Source organism: Parvularcula lutaonensis (genome assembly GCF_014651915.1).
GTDB lineage: Bacteria > Pseudomonadota > Alphaproteobacteria > Caulobacterales > Parvularculaceae > Parvularcula > Parvularcula lutaonensis.
In genome coordinates, this window is sequence record NZ_BMXU01000001.1 from 322,846 (window position 1) to 347,257 (window position 24,412).

Annotated in this window: 24 protein-coding genes and 1 tRNA gene; 13 read left to right on the forward strand and 12 right to left on the reverse strand. The window is 62.7% G+C overall.

Annotated features, from left to right (window positions below):
* Positions 1 to 212: 212 nt before the first annotated feature.
* Genes IE053_RS01435 through IE053_RS01465 form a run of 7 tightly spaced genes read right to left on the reverse strand, consistent with a single transcriptional unit; the run spans position 213 to position 9,214 of the window.
* Positions 213 to 1,121: an alpha/beta fold hydrolase gene (locus IE053_RS01435; RefSeq protein WP_189570754.1), complete on the reverse strand. Its 909-nt coding sequence runs from the start codon at positions 1,119 to 1,121 to the stop codon at positions 213 to 215.
* A 3-nt stretch (positions 1,122 to 1,124) separates the two neighbouring features.
* Positions 1,125 to 1,928 (reverse strand): TIGR03084 family metal-binding protein, encoded by an 804-nt coding sequence (locus IE053_RS01440; RefSeq protein WP_229786010.1) that lies wholly within the window; start codon positions 1,926 to 1,928, stop codon positions 1,125 to 1,127.
* Complete coding sequence (locus tag IE053_RS01445; protein ID WP_189570756.1) at positions 1,925 to 3,052, reverse strand: NAD(P)H-dependent flavin oxidoreductase; 1,128 nt, start codon at positions 3,050 to 3,052, stop codon at positions 1,925 to 1,927. The genes IE053_RS01440 and IE053_RS01445 overlap by 4 nt, the downstream gene beginning before the upstream one ends.
* A gap of 1 nt (position 3,053) precedes the next feature.
* A complete protein-coding gene (locus IE053_RS01450; protein ID WP_189570759.1) occupies positions 3,054 to 5,030 on the reverse strand; it encodes an ATP-binding protein in 1,977 nt (658 codons plus the stop codon).
* Positions 5,023 to 5,829 (reverse strand): enoyl-CoA hydratase/isomerase family protein, encoded by an 807-nt coding sequence (locus tag IE053_RS01455; RefSeq protein WP_189570761.1) that lies wholly within the window; start codon positions 5,827 to 5,829, stop codon positions 5,023 to 5,025. Before IE053_RS01455 ends, IE053_RS01450 begins: the two co-directional genes overlap by 8 nt.
* A gap of 2 nt (positions 5,830 to 5,831) precedes the next feature.
* Positions 5,832 to 7,445 carry an acyl-CoA carboxylase subunit beta gene (locus tag IE053_RS01460; RefSeq protein WP_189570762.1) on the reverse strand — a complete coding sequence of 538 codons (1,614 nt, stop codon included), beginning with the start codon at positions 7,443 to 7,445 and terminating at the stop codon, positions 5,832 to 5,834.
* Entirely contained in the window at positions 7,442 to 9,214 is a 1,773-nt protein-coding gene (locus IE053_RS01465; RefSeq protein WP_189570764.1) for an acyclic terpene utilization AtuA family protein, read from the reverse strand. The genes IE053_RS01460 and IE053_RS01465 overlap by 4 nt, the downstream gene beginning before the upstream one ends.
* Before the next feature lie 97 nt (positions 9,215 to 9,311).
* Here IE053_RS01465 and IE053_RS01470 point away from each other — a divergent pair, with 97 nt between their 5' ends.
* Positions 9,312 to 10,454: an acyl-CoA dehydrogenase family protein gene (locus tag IE053_RS01470; RefSeq protein ID WP_189570766.1), complete on the forward strand. Its 1,143-nt coding sequence runs from the start codon at positions 9,312 to 9,314 to the stop codon at positions 10,452 to 10,454.
* Complete coding sequence (locus tag IE053_RS01475) at positions 10,451 to 11,125, forward strand: TetR/AcrR family transcriptional regulator (RefSeq protein WP_189570768.1); 675 nt, start codon at positions 10,451 to 10,453, stop codon at positions 11,123 to 11,125. The genes IE053_RS01470 and IE053_RS01475 overlap by 4 nt, the downstream gene beginning before the upstream one ends.
* 2 nt (positions 11,126 to 11,127) lie before the next feature.
* Here the strand turns inward: IE053_RS01475 and IE053_RS01480 are convergent.
* From IE053_RS01480 to IE053_RS01490, 3 genes are all read right to left on the reverse strand, one after another.
* Positions 11,128 to 11,201: transfer RNA gene (locus tag IE053_RS01480), tRNA-Gly, on the reverse strand.
* A gap of 119 nt (positions 11,202 to 11,320) precedes the next feature.
* On the reverse strand, positions 11,321 to 12,490 hold the full coding sequence (locus IE053_RS01485) for an acyl-CoA dehydrogenase (RefSeq protein WP_189570770.1): 1,170 nt from the start codon (positions 12,488 to 12,490) through the stop codon (positions 11,321 to 11,323).
* Positions 12,487 to 12,897, reverse strand: coding sequence for a DUF2306 domain-containing protein (locus tag IE053_RS01490; protein ID WP_229786011.1), 411 nt, complete (start codon positions 12,895 to 12,897; stop codon positions 12,487 to 12,489). The genes IE053_RS01485 and IE053_RS01490 overlap by 4 nt, the downstream gene beginning before the upstream one ends.
* Before the next feature lie 67 nt (positions 12,898 to 12,964).
* Between IE053_RS01490 and lpdA the strand changes: the two genes are divergently transcribed.
* The 7 genes from lpdA to IE053_RS01525 all read left to right on the forward strand — a co-directional run bounded on the left by lpdA (position 12,965) and on the right by IE053_RS01525 (position 18,444).
* Positions 12,965 to 14,386 carry a dihydrolipoyl dehydrogenase gene (lpdA, locus tag IE053_RS01495; protein ID WP_189570772.1) on the forward strand — a complete coding sequence of 474 codons (1,422 nt, stop codon included), beginning with the start codon at positions 12,965 to 12,967 and terminating at the stop codon, positions 14,384 to 14,386.
* Positions 14,386 to 14,649 carry a hypothetical protein gene (locus IE053_RS01500; protein WP_189570775.1) on the forward strand — a complete coding sequence of 88 codons (264 nt, stop codon included), beginning with the start codon at positions 14,386 to 14,388 and terminating at the stop codon, positions 14,647 to 14,649. The genes lpdA and IE053_RS01500 overlap by 1 nt, the downstream gene beginning before the upstream one ends.
* Positions 14,650 to 14,659: 10 nt before the next feature.
* Positions 14,660 to 16,144: a helicase HerA-like domain-containing protein gene (locus IE053_RS01505; protein WP_189570777.1), complete on the forward strand. Its 1,485-nt coding sequence runs from the start codon at positions 14,660 to 14,662 to the stop codon at positions 16,142 to 16,144.
* 140 nt (positions 16,145 to 16,284) lie between these two features.
* A complete protein-coding gene (locus IE053_RS01510) occupies positions 16,285 to 16,575 on the forward strand; it encodes an RDD family protein (protein WP_189570779.1) in 291 nt (96 codons plus the stop codon).
* 670 nt (positions 16,576 to 17,245) lie between these two features.
* On the forward strand, positions 17,246 to 17,497 hold the full coding sequence (locus IE053_RS01515; protein WP_189570780.1) for a hypothetical protein: 252 nt from the start codon (positions 17,246 to 17,248) through the stop codon (positions 17,495 to 17,497).
* 43 nt (positions 17,498 to 17,540) lie between these two features.
* Positions 17,541 to 18,002 (forward strand): transcriptional repressor, encoded by a 462-nt coding sequence (locus IE053_RS01520; RefSeq protein WP_189570782.1) that lies wholly within the window; start codon positions 17,541 to 17,543, stop codon positions 18,000 to 18,002.
* Between the two features lie 31 nt (positions 18,003 to 18,033).
* Entirely contained in the window at positions 18,034 to 18,444 is a 411-nt protein-coding gene (locus IE053_RS01525; protein WP_189570784.1) for a metallopeptidase family protein, read from the forward strand.
* Here the strand turns inward: IE053_RS01525 and IE053_RS01530 are convergent.
* Complete coding sequence (locus IE053_RS01530) at positions 18,390 to 18,782, reverse strand: hypothetical protein (protein WP_189570786.1); 393 nt, start codon at positions 18,780 to 18,782, stop codon at positions 18,390 to 18,392. The genes IE053_RS01525 and IE053_RS01530 overlap by 55 nt on opposite strands.
* Before the next feature lie 159 nt (positions 18,783 to 18,941).
* Between IE053_RS01530 and IE053_RS01535 the strand changes: the two genes are divergently transcribed.
* From IE053_RS01535 to metH, 4 genes are all read left to right on the forward strand, one after another.
* Positions 18,942 to 19,607 (forward strand): hypothetical protein, encoded by a 666-nt coding sequence (locus IE053_RS01535; RefSeq protein ID WP_189570788.1) that lies wholly within the window; start codon positions 18,942 to 18,944, stop codon positions 19,605 to 19,607.
* 85 nt (positions 19,608 to 19,692) lie between these two features.
* Positions 19,693 to 20,637, forward strand: coding sequence for an ArsR/SmtB family transcription factor (locus IE053_RS01540; protein WP_189570790.1), 945 nt, complete (start codon positions 19,693 to 19,695; stop codon positions 20,635 to 20,637).
* Entirely contained in the window at positions 20,630 to 21,484 is an 855-nt protein-coding gene (gene metF / locus IE053_RS01545) for a methylenetetrahydrofolate reductase [NAD(P)H] (RefSeq protein WP_229786012.1), read from the forward strand. Before IE053_RS01540 ends, metF begins: the two co-directional genes overlap by 8 nt.
* A gap of 5 nt (positions 21,485 to 21,489) precedes the next feature.
* Positions 21,490 to 24,108: a methionine synthase gene (metH, locus tag IE053_RS01550; RefSeq protein WP_189570794.1), complete on the forward strand. Its 2,619-nt coding sequence runs from the start codon at positions 21,490 to 21,492 to the stop codon at positions 24,106 to 24,108.
* Here metH and IE053_RS01555 read toward each other — a convergent pair.
* The gene (locus IE053_RS01555; protein WP_189570796.1) at positions 24,105 to 24,326 is read right to left on the reverse strand and encodes a hypervirulence associated TUDOR domain-containing protein; all 222 of its coding nucleotides are present in this window, start codon (positions 24,324 to 24,326) and stop codon (positions 24,105 to 24,107) included. The two genes, metH and IE053_RS01555, sit on opposite strands and share 4 nt — an antisense overlap.
* Positions 24,327 to 24,412 lie beyond the last annotated feature (86 nt).

The window sequence follows — 24,412 nt, forward strand, 5'->3', positions numbered from 1 at the left end:
GAACATGGGGACGCCCTGTGATGTCATAGTCCTGGGCGTCGAGGTTTGCCCTGAACGTCATGGGCTTCCGGACCCGACGCCCGCCTGCGGGCGCCGTCACTGGTAGGGGGTGTCCTGTCGGTTGTCTTCCGCTCTCGAGCCATGAATTCCCGACAGTCCTGCCTGTCACCCATGGCTGCTTCTGAGTATGGATACGGACGGAATGGGGCGCCTCAGGCAGCCGCCTGTGACCGATCGCCTTTGAGGTGAGAGAGAACGAGGTCAGAAAGACGGCCATGCAGCCTCGGCGGAAGATCGTGCCCCATGCCTTCGATCAATTCGAGACGCGAGCCTTCGATATTGGCGTGGACGTCCTTTCCGGCGGCTGTCGGGACCAGCTTGTCCTCGGTTCCGTGAATGACCAGCGTCGGTGCCTTGATGGTCCGGCTGTGCTTGCGCAGGTCCCCGGTTTCGAGAATCGCTGCCATCTGCCGCTGCCAGCCCTCTTGGTCCATGCCGCGTTCTGCAGCCGCCCGGTGGAAGGCCCTGAGTTCCTCGAGGGACATGCCACCGTCAGCCGTCATGAAGAACTGCCATTTCGCGACCATCCGATCCACGACCTCATCGATGCTGGCGGGTTCGGGATCGCGCCCCATCAGGATCTTCCGTGCTTCGCCGCTCGGCAGGGGCAGTGAGCGGTTTCCCGTCGTGGTCATGAAGAGCGTGAGTGTCTCCGTACGCTGAGGGTAGCGCGCGGCGAACATCTGGCTGATGATCCCGCCCATGGAGAGGCCGAGGACGTGGGCCTTTTCGATGCCCATGTCATCGAGCACGCTCGCCGCGTCATCCGCCATGTCAGCCAGGGAGTAGGGCGCGCCTGCCGAAAGGCCGAAGAGCCCCAGGCCGATCTGCACCCAGGGATTGGGGATTTTGCCGCCCGTCACCCGTCCGGACAGGCCAACGTCGCGGTTATCGACCCGCACGGTCCTGAAACCGGCATCATGGAACGCTTCGAGCATCGACTGTGGCCATTGGGTCAACTGCATACCAAGCCCGTTCAGCATCATGATGACAGGCGCGCCGTCGGGCCCGTCGACCTCGTAGGCGATAGGGATTTCGCCAGATGTCCTGTGCTCGCTCATTCCTCAGTCTCCGTTCTTCCGGATACGGCGCATGCCGGGCTGTGGAGGGGTTTCCGCACCCCCGGCGAAGCACTGGGCCTTGCTCATCCAGTCCTTCGCCACCGCTCCGGTGACCTTCAGGGGAACATCTGCGATGTTCCGTGTCTGGGCCACGACCTGGCAGAAGGCCGTCGCTGGTCCCTCGATCCGTTCGTCGTCCCGTTCGTCGTTGAACCGCCACACTTTCCCTGAAGGAGCCGTCAGGACGACATGCGGTTTCGTCTCGGGTTTCCGCTCGCCGCGCACCGTGTAGGTCCAGCCGAAGGTCCTCACGCCAAGCTCCGCAATCGGATAGATCCGGTCCTCATCCTGCCGTTCGATCCCGGCTGCATCATAGATCGCCTGGCCATGGGCCCATGTTTCCATCAGCCGCGCAGAGATCGACGAGCGGGCACTCATCGGTGGGCCGGCCCAGGGAAGGCGGGCTTCGGGGTCGGCGACCCTGAAGGCGTCCGCCGTCTCTTCCGCGCCCTCGAGCCAGGCCTCAAGCAAGTCCTCACCGGCGAGGCCGCTGAACCGGTCGTCTTCATAGCCGCGCATGCCGCCTTGCATCATCTTCGGCATGGCCTCCTTCAGCATCGCCATAAAGCCGTCAGCATCTTGAAGGCTCAACAGCGCGGCGCCATTCCACATGTGCAGGTGTCGAAGGATCTGGTTCGGGGTCCAGTCCTTGAACAGCGTTGGTTCGTCAAAGGGCAGCGCACTCTCAGCGATCACCCGGCCCAAGGCCCGGCTCTCGGCAAGGAAGAATTCGGCTTCCTCGATCATTCTCCGAGTGCCTCGGTCAGGCGCTCATACGCCTCTGCGAACTCTTCCTTGAAGCGCTGGACAACCTGTCCCGAAGTCTCCCTTTCATTCATCAGGCCAACAGCTTGGCCAACCCAGTAGGTGGAGAGCTCCCTGGCGCCCTCGTGGCCGCCATCAGCGAGCTTGTCGAGCTTTCGCAGCGCTGGCTCGGATACCAGCGTCTGGAGCGGCATGGGCAGGGGCTTCGGTCCTTCGGATTCCCATGCATCCGTCCACGGACTTCTCAGCTGGCGGGAAGGCTTGCCCGTACGCGAGCGTGACCGCACGGTGTCCGCGGACGTTGCCGTCAGCATTTTCTCCTTCACCGACTCGGAGGTCTCTGCCTCGGCGGTCGTCAGCCAGACTGAACCGCACCAGGCGCCGGCGGCGCCCATGGCCATCAGTCCCGCCATCTGGGCGCCCGTGGCGATGCCGCCCGCCGCCAGAACGGGTGTCCCCTTGGCGGCGCGGACGACTTCCGGGACGAGGACGATGGTCGAAACCTCGCCGCAATGGCCACCAGCCTCTCCGCCGGCAGCGATCAGCACGTCCACTCCCGCTTCGACCTGTTTCGCGGCGTGCTTGGCCGAGCCGACCAGAGCACCGACCTTCACGCCGTGCTCCTTGCCCTTGTCGAGCATGATCTGCGGCGGCACGCCGAGGGCGTTCACAAGCAGCTTGATCGGGTGCGACAGGGCGACATCAAGAACCGCACCCGCACCGTCAGGGGTCAGATTGTCCGTGAAGTGAAGCTGGTCGCGCCTTGTGTCCTCGATCCCTTCGGTCGAAACGCCCTTGTCCTCCAGGACCTTGTTGGCGAACGACTTGTGTTCTTCAGGCACCATTCCGAGGAGCGCGTCCTTGTCGACGGGCCCGGCTTGCAGGACGCTGGATGTCGGGACGATGAGGTCGAGGCCGTAGGGCTTTCCGTCCACATGCTCGTCGATCCATGCCAGTTCTTCCTCGAGAAGTTCGGGCGGGTGGTTCACGGCGCCGAAGACACCCATGCCGCCGGCCTTGGAAACGGCGGCCACCACGTCGCGGCAATGGCTGAAGGCGAGGAGGGGGAACTCGATCCCGAACATCTCGCAGATTGGCGACTTCATCTTATTCCTCCGTATCAGGTTCGATCTGCACGAGAAGCTCGCCGCTCCCCACCTGCGCACCTTCCCGCGCGGGCAGGGACGTCACCACGCCGCTCACCGGCGCGGCAATCTCGTGCTGCATCTTCATCGCTTCGAGGGTCGCAAGCCGCTGGCCTTTCTCTACCCGCTCGCCGTCCTCGACAAACACGCTGGTGACAAGGCCGTGCATGACGGCGGTTACGGCCCCGACGCCTCCGGCATCGTTCGCGCTCTTTCTCGTTGCCACCTTGTTCGTAAGCTGAAGGTCATTGCTTGGTGTCGAGAGGAAGAGGTCTGGTCCTCGCGTGACGAAGGCAAACCGAATCCTGTTGTCCCCAACCTCAGCGGTGCCTTCGTTCCCCGCAAGCCTCAGCTGGCCCACCGGGACCTCTTCCCCATCGACATCCACGATGCAGCCGTCTTCCGACGAGCGAACCGCGCAGGCTATGGTCCCCTCGGGCCCCTCGTAGAGGAACGGCGCAGCGATGGGTTCGGCGGAGCTCCAGCCAGCAAGATCTTTCGGCAGGCGGAATTTCTCAGCGACTTCCTCGAAAGCCGTCCGGAACTGAATCGCGGCCGCAAGAGCGAATGTGTCCCTGTCCGGAGTAATAGCAACCGGCGGAGGAGCGCTGTCGATCGTGTTGGTCCGCGCCTCGCCTGTGCGGAACACTTTGTCCCCGACGAGATCGATCAGAAAACGACGGTTGCTGACAGGGCCGAGGAGAGCGGTTTCTTCCAGCATCCGGTTCAATTTACGGATCGCTTCGTCACGCGTATCACCGCGCGCGATCACCTTCGCGACCAAAGGGTCGTAATGCGGCGTGATCTCTCCACCTGTCTCGATTCCGGCATCGGTCCGTCCACCGGGCGCGGGGCGCCAGAGATGGACTGGCCCGGTGGCAGGAAGGAATCCGGCCGCTGGGTCTTCGGCATAAAGCCGCGCTTCGATGGAATGGCCGCGGAGCCGGACCTCTTCTTGGGTCAGACCCAAGGGCTCCCCCTGCGCGACATTGAGCTGGAGCGCCACGAGATCGAGCCCCGTGACTTCCTCCGTAACCGGATGTTCGACCTGCAGGCGCGTGTTCATCTCGAGAAAGTAGAACTGCCGATCATCCGCCAGCAGGAACTCGACCGTTCCTGCTCCGCGATAGCTCACGGCTCTCGCCGCCTCGACGGCAGCTTTTCCCAAGGCCTGCCGAAGTGCTTCATCGACCGCAGGCGAAGGCGCTTCTTCAATGACCTTCTGGTGACGCCGCTGGAGCGAGCAGTCTCTTTCGCCCAAGTGGATGATCGTGCCGTGGGCATCCCCGAAGACCTGCACCTCCACATGGCGCGCGTTCTCCACGGCCTTTTCGAGGATCAGGTCGCCCGAGCCGAACGCGTTTTCTGCTTCGGACCTGGCCGTCTGCAGCGCCGCTGGCAGCTCGTCGGGGTTGCGAACAATCCGCATACCTCTTCCGCCACCGCCGGCAGCTGCCTTGACCATGACAGGATACCCAGCCTCTTCGGCTGCGCGGACGAAGCGCTCCTCGTCCTGCTCCTCCCCCTCATAGCCCGGGATACACGGGACACCGGCGGCGATCATCGCGCGTTTCGCGCGCGCCTTGTCACCCATCAGGTCGATCGCCTCGGGGGAAGGACCTACAAAGACGAGCCCTGCATCTTCGACCTCGCGCGCGAAATCCGCGTTCTCGGAGAGGAAGCCATAGCCCGGATGGATAGCTTCCGCCCGGCTCTCCTTCGCCGCCTTCAGGATCCGTTCTGCGTCGAGATAGGACTGGCCCACAGGCGCGGGCCCGATGACAATGCACTGGTCAGCAAGCTTCGCGTGCGGAGCATCGCGATCAGCTTCGGAAGCGACGGCAACCGTCCGGTAGCCGAGAGCCTTCGCGGTCCGGATGACCCGGCAGGCGATCTCGCCACGGTTTGCAACGAGGAGGGAGGTAAACCGTTCAGCCATCCTGCCTCCAGCTCGGTTTGCGCTTCTCGACAAAGCTCGCGATGCCCTCCCGGCCTTCCTCAGAGAGGAGGCATTCGGTGAACATCTCCGCCGCCAGCTTTTTCATCTCCTCAGCTGGAAGACGAACAGATGCGAGGGCGAGCTTCTTGGTAGCCGCATTGGCAGCGGGAGCGCATTGCAGGACCTGCCTGCGGATCGCTGCTTCGAAATCGTCCAGACCATGACTATCGGGGACAAGGCTGTCAGCCAGCCCTAACCGCAAGGCCTCCTCGCCATCGAACTTGGCACCGGTGAGCATCAGGCGCTTTGCCTGGGGTAGCCCGATCCTTGCCACCACGTGCGGAGCGATTTGCGCAGGTGGGATGCCGAGTTGGGTCTCGGTCAACGCGAAGCTTGCTGCCTTCGTCACCGCGACAATATCGGCGCAGCAGGCGAGGCCAAGGCCACCCGCCAATGCCGGTCCATCGATCAGTGCAAGGATGGGCTGTGGTTGGTTCTTCACCTGATCGAAAAGGTCGCCGCCAGCCCGGCTCATGGCTGCAATCGCCTCAAGATCGCCCGAAAAGATATGCTTTGCCATTCCCTTCAGGTCCCCCCCTGCGCAGAACACACCGCCTTCGCCACGGAGCGTGATGCCGCGGACGGAACGGTCGTCCGCCACGGCGGCGAGCGCGGATGAGAGATCGCGTGACATTTCCTGCGAAAGGGCATTTTTCCGGGCGGGGTCGTCGAATTTGATGGTCAGCCAACCGCCCTCGACGGAAGCGTTGAGTACCTTGCTAGTAGGAAGATCCGTCATCGTCACATCCTTGCTACGCCGAAGGCATTGGGTTGCAACGTCCGTGCCCGTCCTTCGAGGCAGGTTGCGAGCAGGAAGCCCAGGACCCGACGCGTATCGCGCGGGTCGATCACGCCATCGTCGCAATTGCGGCCCGATGTGGTGAAGGCGTCCGCCTGGTTATCGAACATGTGTTTGAGCGCCGCTTCCTGGAAGGCGAGCATCTCCTTGTTTGGCTCCTCTCCCTTTGCGGCAGCCTGCGCTTCGGCGACGATCCGCATGACCTTGCCGGCCTGCTCGCCACCCATCACGCCGGTCATGGCATTGGGCCAGGTCACGACGAAGTCGGGGCGGAAGCCTCTTCCGCACATCCCGTAATTGCCGGCGCCAAAGCTGGCGCCGACCTGGACAGTAATACGCGGCACACGGAGGTTCGCGACGGCCTGGATCATCTTGGAGCCGTTCTTGATCATGCCCAGCCGTTCATGCTCGACCCCGACCATGTATCCGGTCGTGTTTTGCAGGAAGACCACTGGCGTCTGCGCGCTGTCACAGAGCTGCAGGAACTGCGCCGCCTTATGCGCGCCCGGATTGTCGATCGGGCCATTGTTTCCGAGGATGCCGACCCGCTGCCCGAAGATGGACGCGAAGACGCAGACCGTCGCCGATCCGATCCGTTCCTTGAAATCAGTGAAGTCCGAGCCATCGACGATGCGGGCGATGATTTCGCGGACATCGTAAGGCTTGCGATAGTCCGTGGGCACGACGCCCGCAAGCTCCTCGGTCGGGTAGACCGGCTCCTCGAACGGTTCTCCGCCAAGGTCCGGGGTTTCGGGAAGCCGACTGACAATTTCGCGCGCCATCAGGATGGCTTCCGCGTCGTCTTCGGCCAGCATGTCCACAAGCCCGGAAACATCCGCATGCATCTGTGCGCCGCCAAGGCTCTCATCGTCGGCCACTTCGCCCGTTGCCGCCTTCAGGAGAGGAGGCCCCGCGAGGAACGCCTTGCCCCTGTCCTTGACCGCAACCACGTAGTCGGACAATCCGGGCATGTAGGCGCCGCCAGCAGTTGAAGAGCCATGAAGGACGGCCACTGTCGGCACCCCTTGTGCCGAGAGCCGGGCAAGGTTGGCGAAAATCGATCCGCCCTCGATAAACCCTTCGACCGTATAGTTTTTCAGGTCGCCCCCGGCGCTTTCGACCAGGTGCACGAACGGCAGGTTCTGTTCGAGCGCGATCTCCTCGCAGCGGATGAAGCGCTGCGCCGATCCCGTTGTCAGGGCGCCGGCCTTGATGGCGCTGTCATCGACCGTCACCACGCAGCGCCGGCCGGAGACATAGCCAATCCCTGCGATGATGGTCGATCCGGGAACGGAGCGCTCTTCCTTGTCCGTGTCCACCATATATCCGGTGAGGTTGCCGATCGCGAGAAAGGGCATCCCCGGATCGAGTAGCCTTGCGAGCCGTTCTCTTGGCAGGAGCTGGCCGCGCTTCTCAAACTTCTCCGCCTTGGATGCCGAGAGCCTTGCCCCCCGCGCATTGAGTTCCTGCAGGCGCTCGATGAGAGCCAGCATGTCCTTGCGGTTCTCGGCGAACCCGTCGGAGTTGGTATCGATGCGGCTGGAATAGACGCTCATGACCACGCCTCGCGCAACAGGCTCTCGGGCACTTCGACTGGAATAGTCAGCATGATCTGGCTGAAACCCTTTCCTTGCGGATCATTTCTCAGGGACGCGATCCCGCCGCCGCCGAGACTCCGGGTCAGGAGGAAGTTGATAGCGTGTGGTCCCGGCATCGCGAAACGGGAAACGTCGCCTTCGAGGACATGCGCGAAGCGTTCAGCAACAACGCCTTCGGTCAATTGCTCCCAGAGATAGGGGAGCAGATCTGGATGCCGCGCAATGACGCCGACATTGGCGCTGTCGCCCTTGTCGCCGGAACGTGCCCATGCCGCCTCGATCAGCATCACGCTCACCATGTCATCCGTCCGCTGCGCGGGAGGCAGGGTCGGAGCGTTGACCTGAGCTGCTTCTCCGGACGGTGTATGCTGGTGAACCTGTTGCGGTCCGCTGCCAAGGTCAAAGGTTGCCTCGACGCGGCTCCGGTCAATGAGGAAGGAATAGAGCTGGACCACTGGCGAAGGCTTGGGCCGCGCGCCCGCGAAGCCGCAGAGGCCCGGAGGTGTCGCCAGCCCCATGCCCGCGGCTTCCTTGAGCAAAACAGCGATGCCGTCCTGCTCAGGGTGGCGCGCGGCAAGCTTGAGAACGACTTCATCCGCAGGTGCCGTTTCGCCGAACATCGTCCCTGTGCCGATGACTTCGACCGAGACCTCAGTGAAAGGAGCAAGGTTCGCTGCGCGCAAGGTCTCCTCCGCCCGGGCTAGTGTCGCGGCGGCGAACTCTTCGGCCTTTTCCGAAGCCTCGAAGCCATAAAAGGTCGGCGTCAGGCCACCGCGCCATCCTGCGACGTGTGTGGCGCAGACCTTGAGCTCTTGAGGGGGCGGACGACCCTTGGCCCCACTGACCCGGACCCGGTCCTTCCCGGTTTCCTCGATTTGCACCGAAGAGAAGTCGCAGCGCACGTCGGGAAGAACGTAGTCGGACGGGTCTCCGATCTCGTAGACCAGCTGCTCGGTCACCGTGCCGCGACTGACAAGCCCGCCGGTCCCGCCGGGCTTTGTGATTACAGCGGTTCCGTCGGCTTCTACCTCAGCGACCGGATAGCCGATGGCGGCACGTCGCGTGACATCACGCCAGTCTGTGAAGTTCCCGCCCGTCGCCTGCGGGCCGCATTCAAGCAGGTGCCCGACAAGGCTGCCGGCGGCGAGCAAGTCGAGGTCTTCAGCCTGCCAACCATAATGCGCGATGAGCGCGCCGAGAGTCACAGCGCTGTCGACGCAGCGTCCCGTCACAACGATGTCCGCGCCAGCATCGAGCGCCGCGGCGATGGGGAAAGCACCGAGATAGGCGTTCATGCTGACCACCGTCATTGGGTGGGGAAGAGGTGCGCCGGAGAACATCTCCTTGACGCCAGCTTCGGCAATCTCGGCAAGCCGGGGTTTCAGGTCGTCGCCTTCCACCACGGCAACCTTCAGGTCCACGCCAGCCCTGTCGATCAGCTCCCGGAGAGCCTTGCCGCAGGCCTGCGGATTGATTCCTCCGGCGTTGCTGACCACCTTCACGCCCTTCTCGGCGATCTCGGCAAGGTGAGGCTTCATCGCGGCACTGACGAAGTCCTTGGCGTAGCCGCCTCCCTCGGGGTCCTTCATCTTCGCCCGAGCAAGGAGGCTCATCGTGATCTCTGCAAGGTAGTCGTAGACGAGGACATCGACGCCGGCTTCCAGCAATTGTGGCGTCGCCATCGCGCTTTCGCCCCAATAGCCGCTCGCACCGCCGATCCTGATCATCGAAGCCTCCTTCTGGCCGCGCTGACCATGCCCTTGACGAACCGAATGAGCAACCCTCATTATTTCTGAGCGTGACTTCAAACCGCGGGAGCAGGCCATGCGCAACCCTTTCGATACGCCGGAGCGCGAGGCCTTCCGGGACACCGTGCGGAGCTTTGTTGCGCGGGATATCACGCCCTTTGCGGACGGCTGGGACGAAGCAGGCGAAATCCCGTGGGAGCTTCACCAAAAGGTCGCCGAGCTGGGCGTTTTTGGCTTCGGCATTCCCGAGGAGCATGGTGGCCTCGGTTTTGACGATGCCTTCATGCGTGCCATTTGGGCCGTGGAGCTTGCCGCCTGCGGGGCGGGGGGTGTCGGGGCGGCTCTCGGCGGGCGGACGATCTCGATCGACCCGATCGTCAAGTTCGCAAGCCCCGAAATCCGTGACCGCGTCGTTCCCGAGATCGTCTCGGGGCGGAAGGGCTCCTCCCTGGGGATCACGGAACCCGGTGGCGGGTCCGATGTCGCCAACCTCAAGACCTCCGCCCGCAAGGACGGTAACGGCTGGAGGATTTCCGGTTCGAAGACTTTTATCACAGGAGGGATGACGTCCGATTATTTCGTCATCGGTGCACGGACGGGCGGCGAGGGGATGGGAGGAGTGTCCCTTTTCTTCATCGAATGGGGGGCGGAAGGGTTCACCCGTACAGCCCTTGAGAGGAAGATGGGCTGGTGGTGCTCGGACCAGGCGACGCTTTACTTCGACGATGTCTTCGTTCCTGCCGATGCGATGATCGGGCCGGAGAATGCCGGATTCATGGTCGTCATGAACAATTTCAATCTCGAACGCCTCGGCTTGATCGCCGGCTCGCTGGGCATGGCGAAGGTCTGCCTCGAGGACTCGATCGCTTGGGCCAAGGAACGGGTCACGTTCGGCAAGCCTTTGATCCGGCACCAGGTCATCCGCCACAAGATCGCGGACATGAGCGCAAGGATTGATGCGCTCGAGGCGTATACGAACCAGATCTGCTGGCAGATCAATGAAGGCGACATGCCGGTGGCGGAGCTTTCCAAGGCAAAGTTTTTCGCGACCAAGACCCTCGAGCATGTCGCCTCGGAGGCCATGCAGATTCTCGGCGGGGCAGGCTACCTTCGGGGCAACCGCATCGAGCGGATCTACCGCGAGGTGAAAGTCATGGCGATCGGCGGAGGTTCTGAGGAGATCATGAAGGACCTCGCGGTCAGGCAGATGGGCCTATGACCGTCCGGACAAAGACCAAACGCGAGAAGCTTGCCGAGCGGGAGGAGGCTATCGTGTCTGCGGCGCGCAAGATGTTCCATGAGCGCGGCATGCAGGCAGCGAAGATGGCCGACATTGCGGCAGCGGCGGGGGTCGCGGAAGGCACGCTCTATCTCTACTTCAAGAACAAGGAGGCATTGTTCGCAGCCGTCGTCACCCGGCACTGGGAAGACCTGACCGAGGGTGCTTCGCGGGTCGTGGCGGAAGTGGACACACCGCGGGACCAGCTCGCGGCCCTTGCGCAGTTCACCCTGCGGCGCATCCTCGATGACTGGAAGCTCTTCGAGCTTAGTTTCGTTCTCCACTATGGCAGTGGCGACACGAGTGATGCCACGGACAAGCGCGCCTATGTCCGGATCTTCGACGGCATCATAGAGCGGGGCATCGACCGCGGGGATTTCTCCCCCGAGGCGCCGGTCCGTCTCCTACGGGACCTTTTTTTCGGCACGATGGAATACGCGGTCCGATCCATGCTTCGGTCTGGCAAGCAGGACGATGAGCCCGCAGCGCTCGCCATGCTGCTCAAGGCCACGGACGGCGTGCTCATGCCCACAGCCGAGCCGCAGAAAGCAGATCTTGCCGACCGGCTGGAAGCGGCGGTCGCGCGTCTCGAGGCGATGTCAAATCGGTGAAATGGAGCGGGTAGCGGGAATCGAACCCGCATCCTCAGCTTGGAAGGCTGCTGCACTACCATTGTGCTATACCCGCAAAGGAAGGGCCGCATAGCAACCTTTCGCGTCCGCGCAAAGGGTCCGATTTCCCGATCTGCCATTGAGCTCTCGGAATGCCCTCACCGTTCAGCGCGACCGGATGCGTGACGAGGGGCTTCAGGAGAAGGCCTGAAGCCCGGTCATTGCCCGGCCAAGGATGAGGGCGTGGATGTCGTGGGTGCCCTCATAGGTGTTCACGGTCTCGAGGTTCACAGCATGGCGCAGCACGTGATAGTCCTCGCTGATACCGTTCCCTCCGTGCACGTCGCGAGCGACGCGCGCAATGTCGAGGGCCTTGCCGCAATTGTTTCGCTTCATCAGGGAAATGGCTTCGGGCGATCCTGTCCCTTCGTCCAGCATCCGGCCAAGACGGAGGGAGCCTTGCAGCCCAAGGGCGATCTCGGTCTGCATGTCGGCGAGTTTCTTCTGCACGAGCTGTGTCCCGGCGATCGGCTTGCCGAAAACCCTCCTGTCCATGGCGTAGTCCCGCGCCGCGCGCCAGCAGAACTCTGCCGCCCCCATGGCGCCCCAAGAAATGCCGTAGCGGGCCTTGTTGAGGCAGGAGAAAGGTCCCTTCAGTCCACGGACCCCTGGCAGCAAATTGTCTTCCGGCACGAAAGCGTCACGGAGCACGATCTCGCCGGTGATCGAGGCACGCAAGGATAGCTTTCCCCTGATCGTCGGCGTCTCGAAGCCCTTCGTCCCGCGCTCGACAACGAACCCGCGTATCTTACCGTCGAGCTTGGCCCAGACCACGGCGAGGTCCGCGATCGGCGAATTGGTGATCCACATCTTCGCGCCGTTGAGCACATATCCGCCATCGGCCTTCGCGGCGGTGGTCCGCATGCTGGCGGGGTCTGAGGCGCCATCGGCCTCGGACAGACCGAAACAGCCGACCAACTCGCCGCTGGCGAGGCCCGGTAGGTATCGTTGCTTCTGCTTCTCGCTGCCGAAGGCTTCGATCGGATACATGACCAGCGACGACTGCACCGACATCGCCGAGCGGTAGCCGGAGTCGACAGCCTCAATCTCCCGCGCGATCAGTCCGTAGGCGACGTGGTTCACACCAGCACCGCCATAGGCTGGATCGACCATCGCGCCGAGAAGGCCAGCTTCGCCAAGCTCGGTCATGATCTCCCGGTCAAAGCGCTCCTCACGGTTCGCGCTGATGACGCGAGGCATCAGCCTGTCTTGCGCATAGGCGCGGGCCGTGTCGCGGATCGCGCGCTCCTCGGCCGTCAGTTGCTCATCGAGAAGAAAGGGGTCGTCCCACTGAAAACCGCTCATCCGCCGAACACCACTTCATGCATGATCCGTCCGGGCATCAGCGTGAAAGCCCCGGCGATGACAAGGCCGAAGATGTAGATCGCCCTGAACGCACCGCCATGGCGCTTGAGGTCCGGGCCGCCCCTGACGAGGTGCGCGATCCCGGCCAAGAGGCCAATCGTCGTGATCCCGCTCAGGACGTGGATTGGCGAAAATCGGATGTCTCCGAACATCCAGACCGTCATCCAGGACGTCGCTACGACGAGGACCAGGAGGACGATCCAGACGAGCCCGAGGCTCCGGTGCGGCAGCGTCCCCTTCGGTGCCAGAAGCTGCACGGTTCCCAGCATCAAGGCCCCGAGCGCCGAGAGCGCGTGAACCTGCAGGAACCACGGGGCCTCCCATAAGGGTTCCCAATCAATGCCCATGGTGGTTGCCTCCCTGCCTGCACTTTGATTGAAAGCAACGCCTAGTCTGCGCGCAAGGAGTTCCGTCATGGCTGACACGAAATTCGACCTCATTGTCATCGGCGCAGGACCCGGGGGCTATGTCGCGGCGATCCGCGCGAGCCAGCTGGGGATGAAGACCGCGATTGTCGAGCGCGAGCATCTGGGCGGCGTCTGCCTCAACTGGGGCTGTATCCCGACCAAGGCGCTGCTCAGGACCGCGGAGGTCTACACCAACATGAAACATGCCTCGGCGTTTGGCCTCAAGGCGGAGAATATCGGGTTCGACCTCGACGCCGTGGTCCAGCGCTCGCGCAAGATCGCGAAGCAACTGGCTGGCGGTGTCGGCTACCTGATGAAGAAGAACAAGATCACCGTCATCGATGGCGAAGGGCGCCTTGGGGGCGCCAATGGCTCGGGGCCGTCGGTGATCGTGAAGGGCAAAGACGGCAAGGAGACGACCTACCACGCGACCAACACGATCATTGCCACCGGCGCGCGTGCACGGACCATCCCGCAGGCAGGTCTGGAACCTGACGGAAAGCTGATCTGGACCGCGCGCGAGGCGATGACGCCCGACCACTTCCCGAAGAAGCTGCTGGTGATCGGCTCCGGCGCGATCGGGATCGAATTCGCGAGTTTCTATAATGCTCTTGGCTCTGACGTTCACGTGGTGGAGATGTTGGACCGGATCTTGCCTGCCGAGGATAAAGAGGTCTCTGCCTTTGCGCGTAAAGCCTTCGAAGGGCAGGGGATGAAGATCTCCACCGAGGCGAAAGTCGACAAGGTCGAGCTGAACGGTGACAGCGTGAAGGCGACGATTACCGGCAAGGACGGCAAGTCCGTGACCGACGTGTATGAGCGGGTCATTCTCGCTATCGGCATCGTGGGCAACACCGAAGGTCTCGGTCTCGAGGAGGCTGGCGTGAAAGTCGAGAAGGGCCATGTCGTTGTCGATGAGTGGCTGTCGACCGGCGTGAAGGGCGTCTACGCTATCGGGGACCTCACGGGCCCGCCATGGCTGGCGCATAAGGCGTCCCATGAAGGCATCATCTGTGTCGAGAAGATCGCCGGCTCGAACTCTGTTCATCCGCTCGATGTGAAGCGCATTCCGGGGTGTACGTATTGCCAGCCGCAGGTCGCTTCTGTTGGCCTCACCGAAGAGAAGGCGAAGGCTGCGGGGCGCAAGGTCAAGGTCGGCAAGTTCCCCTTTCAGGGCAACGGCAAGGCCATCGCGCTGGGCGAGCAGGAAGGCTTCATCAAGACCGTCTTCGACGAGAAGACCGGTGAGCTCCTCGGCGCCCACTGCATCGGCGCGGAAGTGACCGAGCTGATCCAGGGCTTCGGAATCGCGATGACGCTCGAGGCGACGGAGGAGGACCTCTTCCACACGGTCTTCCCGCACCCGACGCTCAGCGAGATGATGCATGAATCGGCGCTCGATGCGTTCGGGCGGGTGGTGCATATCTAGTGCTCGCCCGTGTGCTGACGGTTTTAGCTGTGCTCGTGCTCGGCCTTCTTGGTAGTGGCGCATATTGGCTGCACGTCAATATCGCACCGGAATTGGCCTACGACGGTGTTTGGATCTGGATCGCAGCTCCTTTCTTTGTCAGCGTGATTTTCGCTGCGTTGGTCGCTTCAAGGATGCCGATCTGGATTAAGCTTCTCGGCTCTGCGGCTTGGTTCCTAGTCGCGGTTCTCCCACCGCTCAATCTCCTCTTCGGACTGTATTAGGGTCCCGGTGATGCTCAAACAATCCGACGACCATATCCTTCTTGGTGCTGATCATATGGGGGCTGGTGTCGAGCTGCCTCTCAAGATGTGCAACCGCCACGGGCTGATCGCCGGGGCGACGGGGACGGGGAAGACTGTCTCTGTGCAGATCATGGCGGAGCATTTCAGTGCGGCCGGGGTTCCTGTTTTCGTGTCTGACGTGAAGGGTGATCTTGCCGGGCTTGCGGCGGAAGGGGGAGACAAGGACTTCCTTCACGCGAGGGCGGAGAAGATCGGGCTGCAGGGGTATACCGGGAAGAGCTTCCCTGTGCGCCTGTGGGATTTCTACGGCGAGGGTGGCCTGCCGATCCGGGCGACGGTGACCGAGGTCGGGCCGCTGCTCATGTCACGCATGCTCGACCTCAACGATACGCAGGAAGGTGTGCTGGCGATCACCTTCCGGGTGGCTGACGAGGATGGGCTGCCGCTTCTCGATCTCAAGGACCTGCGTGCGCTGCTGGCCCATGTCAGTGAACGGAGGGCCGAGCTTTCGGCGATGTATGGTAACGTCTCGCCGTCGTCAGTGGCAGCGATCCAGCGGCGGCTGATCCAGCTCGAGGACCAGGGGGGCGAGCTCTTCTTTGGTGAGCCTGCCCTCGACGTCAGAGATCTTCTGAGAACGACCCGTGACGGACAGGGTATCATCAATGTCCTGAAGGCCGATAAGTTGATGATGGCGCCGAGGCTCTACGGCGCTTTCCTTCTCTGGCTGCTGTCAGAGCTGTTCGAAGAGCTGCCGGAGGTCGGTGACCCGGAGAAACCAAAGCTTGTCTTCGTATTCGACGAGGCGCACCTCCTTTTCGATGGAGCTTCCAAGTCGCTCCTCGACAAGGTGGAGCAGGTCTGCCGCCTGATCCGGTCGAAGGGCGTCGGCGTGTTCTTCGCGACGCAGGATCCCGGCGACATTCCCGATGACGTGGCCGGGCAGCTTGGCAGCAAGATCCAGCACGCTCTCCGCGCCTTCACCCCTGCGCAGCAGAAGCGGGTGAAGGCTGCGGCCGACGGTTTTCGTCCGAACCCGGCATTTGATACGCGCGAGGTCATCACCGAGCTGGGTGTCGGCGAGGCGCTGGTCTCGACCCTCCAGAAGAAGGGCATCCCGACCCCTGTTTCGCGCATGTTGATCCGTCCGCCTGCGTCACGGCTCGGGCCGCTGACCGACAAGGAAAGGAAGGCGATCCTGAGGGACGATGAGCTTTCCAGCATCTATGCCAAGCCTGTGGATAACCGCTCGGCCCACGAGATGCTGGCCGAAAGGGCCGAACGCATGGCCCGCGAGGCGGAAAAGGCCGAGACCAAGACGGTACGGGAGAAGCGCCAGCGCTCAACGAAACGCCGACGCTCCTCACGCATGACGACCACGGAGCGCGCGATCAACCAGGCAGCACGGACGGCCTCGGGCACCTTGGTCCGTGAGCTGATCAGGGGCCTACTCGGCGGGTTGAAGCGGCGCTAGCTTCCGTGGGAAGAGGTTTCTTTGCGTTCTTGGCCCTGTTGGTCTTGGTGCTCTCGACCTCCCTCGGTCTTGAGGCGACGATGTCGGTCAACTGCGTGAATAGTGAGTGCGTGACCCGAGGGTCGACCTCTCCGGCAGCGATGGTGGCTGGAGTGTCGCTTTTTCGCCTGTCCTTCTTTGTCCCGCGAAAAGCCGTGGCAGAGGTGATCGACGGTCCAGCCAGTCTGCGCCGACGCTTGGTGGCAGCGTATACCGATTTTTTCATCTCGCTGAGCATCACCCTCCCGTTTCTCGCATTTTTCTTTGTGGCCGTGGAAGCGCTGAATTCTGGAGAGTTCGCGTGGGAGTTCAGCAGGGATTATGTGTTGCCTACAGACTTGCTGATCGTATTTGCATCGCTAGTCTTAACGTTTGGGTTCCTGTTTTTCTAATTCTGGTGGGCCATTCGCAGCCGGACGGCGACTGTTGGACAGTATATTTTCGGGTTTTCGGTCATCGCGTCGGAAGAAGGCAGGTTGCCAGCGGCTCGTCTTGCCTGGTGGCCAATCCTGACGTCAGATCCGATGAAGCTACGCGGGATCCGTCGTCTGCTCGAAAGGCTCCGGGATGCTGAGCACGCTCGGCGGGTCGTGCGATCTTAGTAGCTCCGTCGGAACCTTCGCGTTCGGCACTTTTCTTCAGGGGCGGTGAGGCGCGGGTCTCGCTGCACTCCACCCTCTGTCCTTCCGGGTGGGCGAGGCTGACGCCCGGAAGTCATAGGAAGCACTGTTTGGTCCTGGGCACGCTCTGCGAGCGCCCCACAGAGCACTTTAAGCCCTCGTCCCCGCGGCACGATTGTCATCCGTAGCGACGAGGAACACCGCCCCGCTGCCAAACCGTGACGAACCCGGATTGTCCTGACCAGCAGCAGGGACGGACAGGATACGCTGGCTGGAAGGAGCGGGGATAAGTTTTGGGAAGCTGGCAAAATCGCTCACTGATTGCGACCCGTGCCTATTCAATTGAACGGAGAACTGCAGTAGGCTTTTCGCCATGACCGCGAGCTGGGGACATCGGCGTCAACAAACTGTGCGGGGAGCGTCCTGGCTGATCGCCGCGCTGGTGCTGTATGTCTTCGCCAGTGCGGCAGGTGCCGCGCACCAGCACGCCGGTGACGAGCACCTGCCTGGAAACAAGCAGGAATGCCTTGCCTGTGCGATCGGGTCTCTCGGAGACGACCCGGTGCTGCCCGCCGACGAGGCAGAGCTCCCCTTGCCAGCACTCACGCGCGACGCCCCGGAGCGAGCGGACGAGAGCACTGCCGGTCGCCGCGCCCGTCAGAACGTCCAGCCCCGCGCGCCCCCTGCTGCCTGACTGAAGACGCATCCACGCAGATTTTCATTCAGGGAGGACGATCATGTCCCATCGTCTGGCGGTCGTCAGTGACCGCAACGCTATCGCCCAACCGGTCAAGCGCCGGGAGCGCATGACCGCCAATGACCGCATGGTTATCGAGTGCCTGCGTGAGCAGGGGCGACCGATGAAGGCCTATGACTTGCTGGATTGCCTTCGCGCCGGCGGGATCAATGCGCCCATGACCATCTACCGCGCCCTGTCGCGGCTGACGGAGAGTGGCAAGGTCAAGAAGATCGAGTCGCTGAACGCCTATTTCGCAATGCCCGCCGATGAGGCTTCAGGGCCGACAGCCTTCCTGCTCTGCGACAGGTGCCAGGCGGTGAGCCTTCTGCCTGTGGAGGACCATGCGCTGCTGGCGTTGGTGCCCGAAGGTGTCGAACTCAAAGAGGCAGCGATCGAGCTGACGACGGGATGCCTCGACGGCAAGCCGGCTGTCTCTGAGGGGACCTGCCGGAAGAGCTGACCACGCGCCGGGATTGGGATAGGCTGGGGCCATGTCCGTCTGGTCCCCCAGCCGCTCCGGCGATCCGGAGCCCGACGCCTTTCGCCGCATGGCGGAGGAAGCCTATGCCCGTATCCCCGAGGCGTTCCGTACCCTGACGGCGGATCTCGTCATCAGGACGCCTGACCTGCCGACCGAGGACGTGCTCGCCGAGCTCGGGATCGAGGATCCCTACGGGCTTCTCGGACTCTATCACGGCATCGACCTCACGCGGAAGTCACTGTTCGACGTATCAGGGGAGCCGGACACGGTGTTCCTCTACCGGCTGCCGATCCTGCGCTTCTGGCGCGAGGGGACGGACAGCCTGGAGGAGATCGTGGAGCATGTGCTGGTCCACGAGATCGGCCATCACTTCGGCTTCTCCGACGAAGACATGGAGGCCATCGAAAGCTCCGAGGACTGATCGGTGTCCCCGGCCTCTTCGAGGGCTTCGCGCTTCTTCTTCTGGACCGAGTTGTAGGTCGACCAGAGGCCGAGGGCGATCAGGACGGCGATGGCGCCATAGACCCAGCCGGGCAGGTTCTCTCCGAATACAGCCACGTAGAGATAGGGCTGGATGGCGAAGTAGAGCAGCAGCAGCGCCTGCAGCGTCACGGACTTTTTCTGCCGCGCGCGGTTCGTCAACCAAGCAAGGATGCCGAGGAAGACGGGGATGCCGCCGACATAAAGGATCCCGAAGATCCAGGGGTTCACATTGTAGGCCTCACTCAGCCCGAAGAACCATTCGCTCAAGCCTTCCATGCGGCCTCCCGGTTTGCTGCCCCCCTGTTCGGGGCGCATCGCTGCGCGGTTACCATGAACAGGTGCTTAAGCGCATCGCGCGAGTTGGCCAGCGCGGGGAAGCAGCATCGTAGGACAAATTTGATCCAATGCCCGCTGGTTCGGGAGGGTATGGAACCTATGAAACGTCTTCTTCTTACTGCTGCCGCATCGGTCGCGGCCCTGTCCTCGTCCGCTCTTGCCGGTATCGGTGCGGATGTTTCTGTCGGTACGCCCGGCGTCAGCGGCAATGTGCACTATCAGGTGACGCCGTTCGTGACCCTCCGCGGCGGAGCGAATTTCTTCGAGTTCGAGATGGAGGACATGGAGTTCGACGGCATCTCCTATGATGTCGATTTCGGCTTCACGCAGCTCGGCGGCTATGTCGACCTGCACCCGATGATGAACGGCTTCACCGTGACGGGCGGGATGCTGTTCGGCGAGCGCCAGATCGAGCTGAGCGCAACGCCGGTGGACCCGGTCGAGATCGGTGGACAGACCTTCTCCGCGAGCGATGTCGGTTCCCTCGTCGGGAGCGCGAATTTCGGCGATACCTCGTACTATGCAGGTGTCGGCTGGGACTCGACGACCCATGGCCTGATGCCGGTGTCCTTCGTGATCCGCGCAGGCGTGCTGATGACGGACTCGCCGGAGATCTCGCTGGTCAATGTCGGCGGCAGCACTGACCCGATCATCCAGTCGCAGATCGACGCGGAGATCGCGACGGAGATCAACCAGCTCCAAAGCGACTTCGAGGACTTCGAGTTCTATCCGATGGTCTCGATTGGGATCGGCTTCGGCTTCTGAGCCAACGAGGATTGACGATATAAGGAAATCCTTATATCGCAGCGCGGTGAGGTGAGCCGTGCTTTTCGGTCCGAGTTTAGAACAATTGCGCGCAGCGGGTGAGGAAACCCGCCTGCGCGTTCTTTGCTTATTGCGGCAGGGGGACCTGACGGTCTCCGAGCTGACCCGCGCGCTGGGCCAGTTGCAACCGCGGGTGAGCCGCCACCTGCGCATCCTCGTCGATGCAGGTCTCATCAAGCCATACCAGGAAGGCTCCTGGCGGTTTTACAGGCTCTCGGCCTTGCCTGCGTGGCTGGCGGAGCTGCTCGACGGGCTCGAAGGCGAAGAGGTCGATGCGCTGGCGAAGGCGATCGACGAGATTCGCGCCGAGCGGGCCAAGAGGGCCGCTGACTTTTTCGCGGAGAATGCCGAGGAGTGGGACGCACTGCGCCTCCTGCACACGGATGACCGCCTGATCGAAGAGGCGATCCTGTCGCTGGCGCCTGACCGGGTGGACAGCTTTGCCGACCTCGGAACCGGGACGGGACGTATGCTGATCGTCCTCAAGGACCGCTACCGTGAGGCCGTGGGCTATGACCTCTCCCCGGAGATGCTCTCGGTCGCGCGCGTGCGGCTGGACGAAGAGGGGGTGAAGAACGCTCGGGTGAGACGACGGGACATCCTGGCGCCGGACCAGGTGCCGCCTGCTTCGGCTGACCTGGTGTGCCTGCACCATGTCCTGCACTTCCTTGGCGAGCCGGAACGGGCGGTGGAGGTTGGCGCGGCGACCCTGCGTCCGGGGGGATCGCTTCTGATCGCGGATTTCGCTTCTCATGGGATGGAAGAGCTCCGCGAGCGCTATGCCCACCGGCGACTTGGTTTTGATACTGAAGATATTGTCGAGTTTGCCCGGCGCGCGAACCTGATCCTGAAGGATGAGACCTCGCTGGCGCCGCGCTCTGGCGGCGGGCTCGTCAGCAAGATCTGGCGGCTGGACAAGCCGCTTTCAGCCACCCATTCGGCACCCCAGCGGGAGACAGCCCTTGTCTGACTTATCGGTGAGTTTCGAGTTCTTCCCGCCCAAGACCGAAGCGATGGCGGAGAAGCTGTGGGCGTCAGTGGAGAAGCTCGCACCGCTCAAGCCGAGCTTCGTCTCCGTCACTTATGGCGCAGGCGGATCGACTCGCGAGCGAACCCATGCCACCGTCGAAAAGATCGTGCAGAACACGGATCTCCCGGTGGCGGCGCACCTGACGACGATCGACGCGACAACCAGCGAGGTGGACGACGTCCTGCGCAGCTACTGGGATGCCGGGGTCAGGCATATCGTGGCCCTGCGCGGTGATCCCGCCGACGGTGTGGGTGAGCGCTACGTACCGGCTCCGGATGGTTATGCAGGCGCGGCAGAGCTGGCGGCGGGTGCGAAACGGATTGCGGATTTCGAGATCTCGGTCGGCTGCTATCCCGAGAAGCATCCGGAAAGCCCGAGCTTCGAGCATGATATCGACCTCCTGAAACGGAAGGTGGACAACGGCGCCACGCGGGCCATTACGCAGTTTTTCTACGATAATGATGTCTACGAACGTTATGTCGAGATGGTCCGAAAGGCCGGGATCGACATCCCGATCGTACCGGGAATAATGCCGGTGAACAGCTTCAGGGCGCTGACCCGCATGGCGAAGCTGTGCAACGCCACGGTGCCGGCGCGATACGAGAAGCTTTTCGGGCATCTCGATGACGACCCGGAGACGCGCCAGCTTGTCGCGGCGACGGTGGCGGCCGAGCAGTGCCACGACCTTGCCGAGCGCGGCGTCGACCATTTCCACTTCTACACGCTGAACAAATCCGAACTGACCTATGCGTTGTGCCACATGCTTGGCCTGCGTCCGAAGGCCTGAGGCTCATGCAACCCACTTTCGTCAATATCGGTGAACGGACCAATGTTACCGGCTCAGCCAAGTTCCGGAAGCTGATCAAGTCCGGTGATTATGCGGCGGCGGTCGAGGTGGCGCGCCAGCAGGTGGAGAACGGTGCGCAGGTCATCGACGTCAACATGGACGAGGGGATGCTCGATGGCGTCGAGGCCATGCAGACCTTCCTCAGGCTGATCGCTTCGGAGCCTGACATCGCGCGGGTGCCCGTGATGATCGACAGCTCGAAGTGGGAGGTGATCGAGGCGGGCCTGAAGCAGGTGCAGGGCAAGCCGATCGTCAACTCGATCAGCCTGAAGGAAGGCGAGGGGCCCTTCCTCGAGCAGGCGCGCAAGTGCATGCGCTATGGCGCGGCCGTCGTTGTCATGGCCTTTGACGAGCAGGGCCAGGCGGATACGGCCGAGCGCAAGATTGAGATCTGTACGCGGAGCTACAAGCTTCTCACCAGCATTGGCTTCCCGCCGGAAGACATCATCTTCGACCCCAATATTTTCGCCGTGGCGACGGGGATCGACGAGCATTCGAACTACGGCGTCGACTTCATCGAGGCGACGAAGGCGATCAAGGAGACCCTTCCGGGCGCCAAGGTGTCGGGCGGCGTGTCGAATGTCTCGTTCAGCTTCCGCGGCAATGACGCAGTCCGCGAGGCGATGCATTCCGTCTTCCTCTACCATGCCATCCGTGCAGGGATGGATATGGGCATCGTCAATGCAGGGCAGCTTGCCATCTATGACGATATCCCACCGAAGCTGAAGGATGCAGTCGAAGACGTGATCCTCAACCGCCGCGAGGACGCGACGGAGCGGCTGCTGGACGTGGCCGAAGAGTATCGCGGGCAGGGCGCGAAGGCGCGGGAGCAGGACCTTTCTTGGCGCGAGCAGGAGGTCGAGAAGCGGCTCGAACACGCGCTGGTCAAGGGAATTACGGAGTATATCGTCGAGGACACCGAAGAAGCGCGGCAGAAGCTCGGCCGCCCACTCCATGTGATCGAAGGCCCCCTGATGGATGGAATGAACGTCGTGGGTGACCTCTTCGGCTCTGGCAAGATGTTCCTGCCGCAAGTGGTGAAGTCCGCCCGCGTGATGAAGGCGGCGGTCGCCTATCTCGAACCCTTCATGGAGGAAGAGCGACTGGCCGGAGGCAAGGCCCCGGAGGCCAAGGGGCGTGTGCTGATGGCCACTGTGAAAGGCGATGTCCATGATATCGGCAAGAACATTGTTGGCGTCGTTCTTCAGTGTAACAACTACGAGGTGATCGACCTCGGCGTCATGGTCCCCGCCAACGACATCCTCGACAAGGCCGAGGAACACAAGGTCGATGTCATCGGGCTTTCGGGCCTCATCACGCCGTCGCTCGACGAGATGGTCGGTGTGGCGAAGGAAATGACGCGGCGGGGCATGACACAGCCGCTGATGATCGGCGGCGCCACGACCTCCAAGGCGCACACGGCGGTGAAGATCGCACCGGCTTACGAAAATGGCGTGATCTATGTCGCGGATGCGAGCCGCGCCGTGGGGGTCGTCAGCGACCTGATCTCCGAAGATCGGAAGGCTGACTATCTCGCCAGTATCGCGAATGAATATGACAGCGTGCGACAGAGTTTCTCCAAGCGCCAACGGCAGGATGACCGCGTGTCGATTGCCGAGGCGCGGGCGAATGGCCATGCGCTGACCGACTGGGACGTGCCAACGCCGAAGAAGCCGGGCGTGACCGTCCTGCGGGATATTCCGCTCAAGGAGCTTGTTCCTTACATCGACTGGACACCGTTTTTTGCAAGCTGGGACCTGCACGGACGGTTTCCGGCCATTCTTACCGACAGCGTGGTCGGTGAGGCGGCGCGCTCGCTCTATGCCGATGCGCAGAAGACGCTGGAAAAGCTGGTCGATGAGGGCTGGTTCACGGCCCACGCCGTGGCGGGCCTTTTTCCTGCCAATCGCGACGGCGATGACATCGTGATCTGGGAGGACGAGAGCCGCACGAAAGAGCGCACGCGCCTCCATACGATCCGCCAGCAGATGAAAAAGAGCAAGGGCGCGAACCTGGCGCTGGCGGACTTCATCAAGTCCGAAGGCGAGGACTGGATCGGCGGCTTCGCCGTGACCGCCGGGCATGGCGAGGACGAGATCGTCGCGAAGTTTAACGAGGCGGGCGATAATTACGGCTCGATCATGGCATCGGCGCTCGCGGACCGGCTGGCCGAGGCGATGGCGGAGTGGCTGCACGAGAAGGTGCGGCGGGAACTCTGGGGCTTCGAGGCTGGCGATCCACTGTCGAACGCCGAGCTGATCGCGGAAAAATACCAGGGCATCCGCCCGGCGCCCGGCTATCCCGCGCAGCCGGACCATACCGAGAAGCGCGTGCTGTTCGATCTTCTGTCTGCAGAGGAGAATGCAGGCATCACCCTGACCGAGAGCTTTGCGATGCAGCCGGGGGCCGCGGTCTCGGGGCTCTATTTTGCCCACCCCGATGCGCATTACTTTGGCACGGGCAAGATCGCGAAGGACCAGGTTGAGGACTATGCGCGCCGGAAGGGCTGGGACCTTCCGACGGCTGAAAGGTGGCTGGCGCCGATCCTGGCCTATGAGGCCTAGGACGCCTTGCGGACCTCCGAATGGCTCTTGAGGACGCGCTGGCCGTCCTTCTGCTCGATCATGTAGGCGGGGCAGTCGCGTGAAGCCTCGCGCTTGATGTCATTGCCGTCGATCTGGCGCTCGACGTCCTCGGTGAAGCTCTCCTGCACCTCGCCGGTGGCGGTGCCGTTGCCCCAGTCCCATTCGACTTTGGTGCCTTTGTTGTAGGCTTTGCTCATGGCGTTCTCCTCTGCGGATATGGAGGGGGAACGACGCTCACGGCGCGCGCTATCCATCACGTTGATGCGCGGGGACAGTATGCCGC

What these genes read in the sequence shown, in the direction of transcription:
- IE053_RS01435 (WP_189570754.1), bottom strand. Translation starts at nt 1,121, where the DNA reads ATGAGCGAGCACAGGACATCTGGCGAAATCCCTATCGCCTACGAGGTC.
- IE053_RS01440 (WP_229786010.1), bottom strand. Translation starts at nt 1,928, where the DNA reads ATGATCGAGGAAGCCGAATTCTTCCTTGCCGAGAGCCGGGCCTTGGGC.
- IE053_RS01445 (WP_189570756.1), bottom strand. Translation starts at nt 3,052, where the DNA reads ATGAAGTCGCCAATCTGCGAGATGTTCGGGATCGAGTTCCCCCTCCTC.
- IE053_RS01450 (WP_189570759.1), bottom strand. Translation starts at nt 5,030, where the DNA reads ATGGCTGAACGGTTTACCTCCCTCCTCGTTGCAAACCGTGGCGAGATC.
- IE053_RS01455 (WP_189570761.1), bottom strand. Translation starts at nt 5,829, where the DNA reads ATGACGGATCTTCCTACTAGCAAGGTACTCAACGCTTCCGTCGAGGGC.
- IE053_RS01460 (WP_189570762.1), bottom strand. Translation starts at nt 7,445, where the DNA reads ATGAGCGTCTATTCCAGCCGCATCGATACCAACTCCGACGGGTTCGCC.
- IE053_RS01465 (WP_189570764.1), bottom strand. Translation starts at nt 9,214, where the DNA reads ATGATCAGGATCGGCGGTGCGAGCGGCTATTGGGGCGAAAGCGCGATG.
- IE053_RS01470 (WP_189570766.1), top strand. Translation starts at nt 9,312, where the DNA reads ATGCGCAACCCTTTCGATACGCCGGAGCGCGAGGCCTTCCGGGACACC.
- IE053_RS01475 (WP_189570768.1), top strand. Translation starts at nt 10,451, where the DNA reads ATGACCGTCCGGACAAAGACCAAACGCGAGAAGCTTGCCGAGCGGGAG.
- IE053_RS01485 (WP_189570770.1), bottom strand. Translation starts at nt 12,490, where the DNA reads ATGAGCGGTTTTCAGTGGGACGACCCCTTTCTTCTCGATGAGCAACTG.
- IE053_RS01490 (WP_229786011.1), bottom strand. Translation starts at nt 12,897, where the DNA reads ATGGGCATTGATTGGGAACCCTTATGGGAGGCCCCGTGGTTCCTGCAG.
- lpdA (WP_189570772.1), top strand. Translation starts at nt 12,965, where the DNA reads ATGGCTGACACGAAATTCGACCTCATTGTCATCGGCGCAGGACCCGGG.
- IE053_RS01505 (WP_189570777.1), top strand. Translation starts at nt 14,660, where the DNA reads ATGCTCAAACAATCCGACGACCATATCCTTCTTGGTGCTGATCATATG.
- IE053_RS01510 (WP_189570779.1), top strand. Translation starts at nt 16,285, where the DNA reads ATGGTGGCTGGAGTGTCGCTTTTTCGCCTGTCCTTCTTTGTCCCGCGA.
- IE053_RS01520 (WP_189570782.1), top strand. Translation starts at nt 17,541, where the DNA reads ATGTCCCATCGTCTGGCGGTCGTCAGTGACCGCAACGCTATCGCCCAA.
- IE053_RS01525 (WP_189570784.1), top strand. Translation starts at nt 18,034, where the DNA reads ATGTCCGTCTGGTCCCCCAGCCGCTCCGGCGATCCGGAGCCCGACGCC.
- IE053_RS01530 (WP_189570786.1), bottom strand. Translation starts at nt 18,782, where the DNA reads ATGGAAGGCTTGAGCGAATGGTTCTTCGGGCTGAGTGAGGCCTACAAT.
- IE053_RS01535 (WP_189570788.1), top strand. Translation starts at nt 18,942, where the DNA reads ATGAAACGTCTTCTTCTTACTGCTGCCGCATCGGTCGCGGCCCTGTCC.
- metH (WP_189570794.1), top strand. Translation starts at nt 21,490, where the DNA reads ATGCAACCCACTTTCGTCAATATCGGTGAACGGACCAATGTTACCGGC.
- IE053_RS01555 (WP_189570796.1), bottom strand. Translation starts at nt 24,326, where the DNA reads ATGAGCAAAGCCTACAACAAAGGCACCAAAGTCGAATGGGACTGGGGC.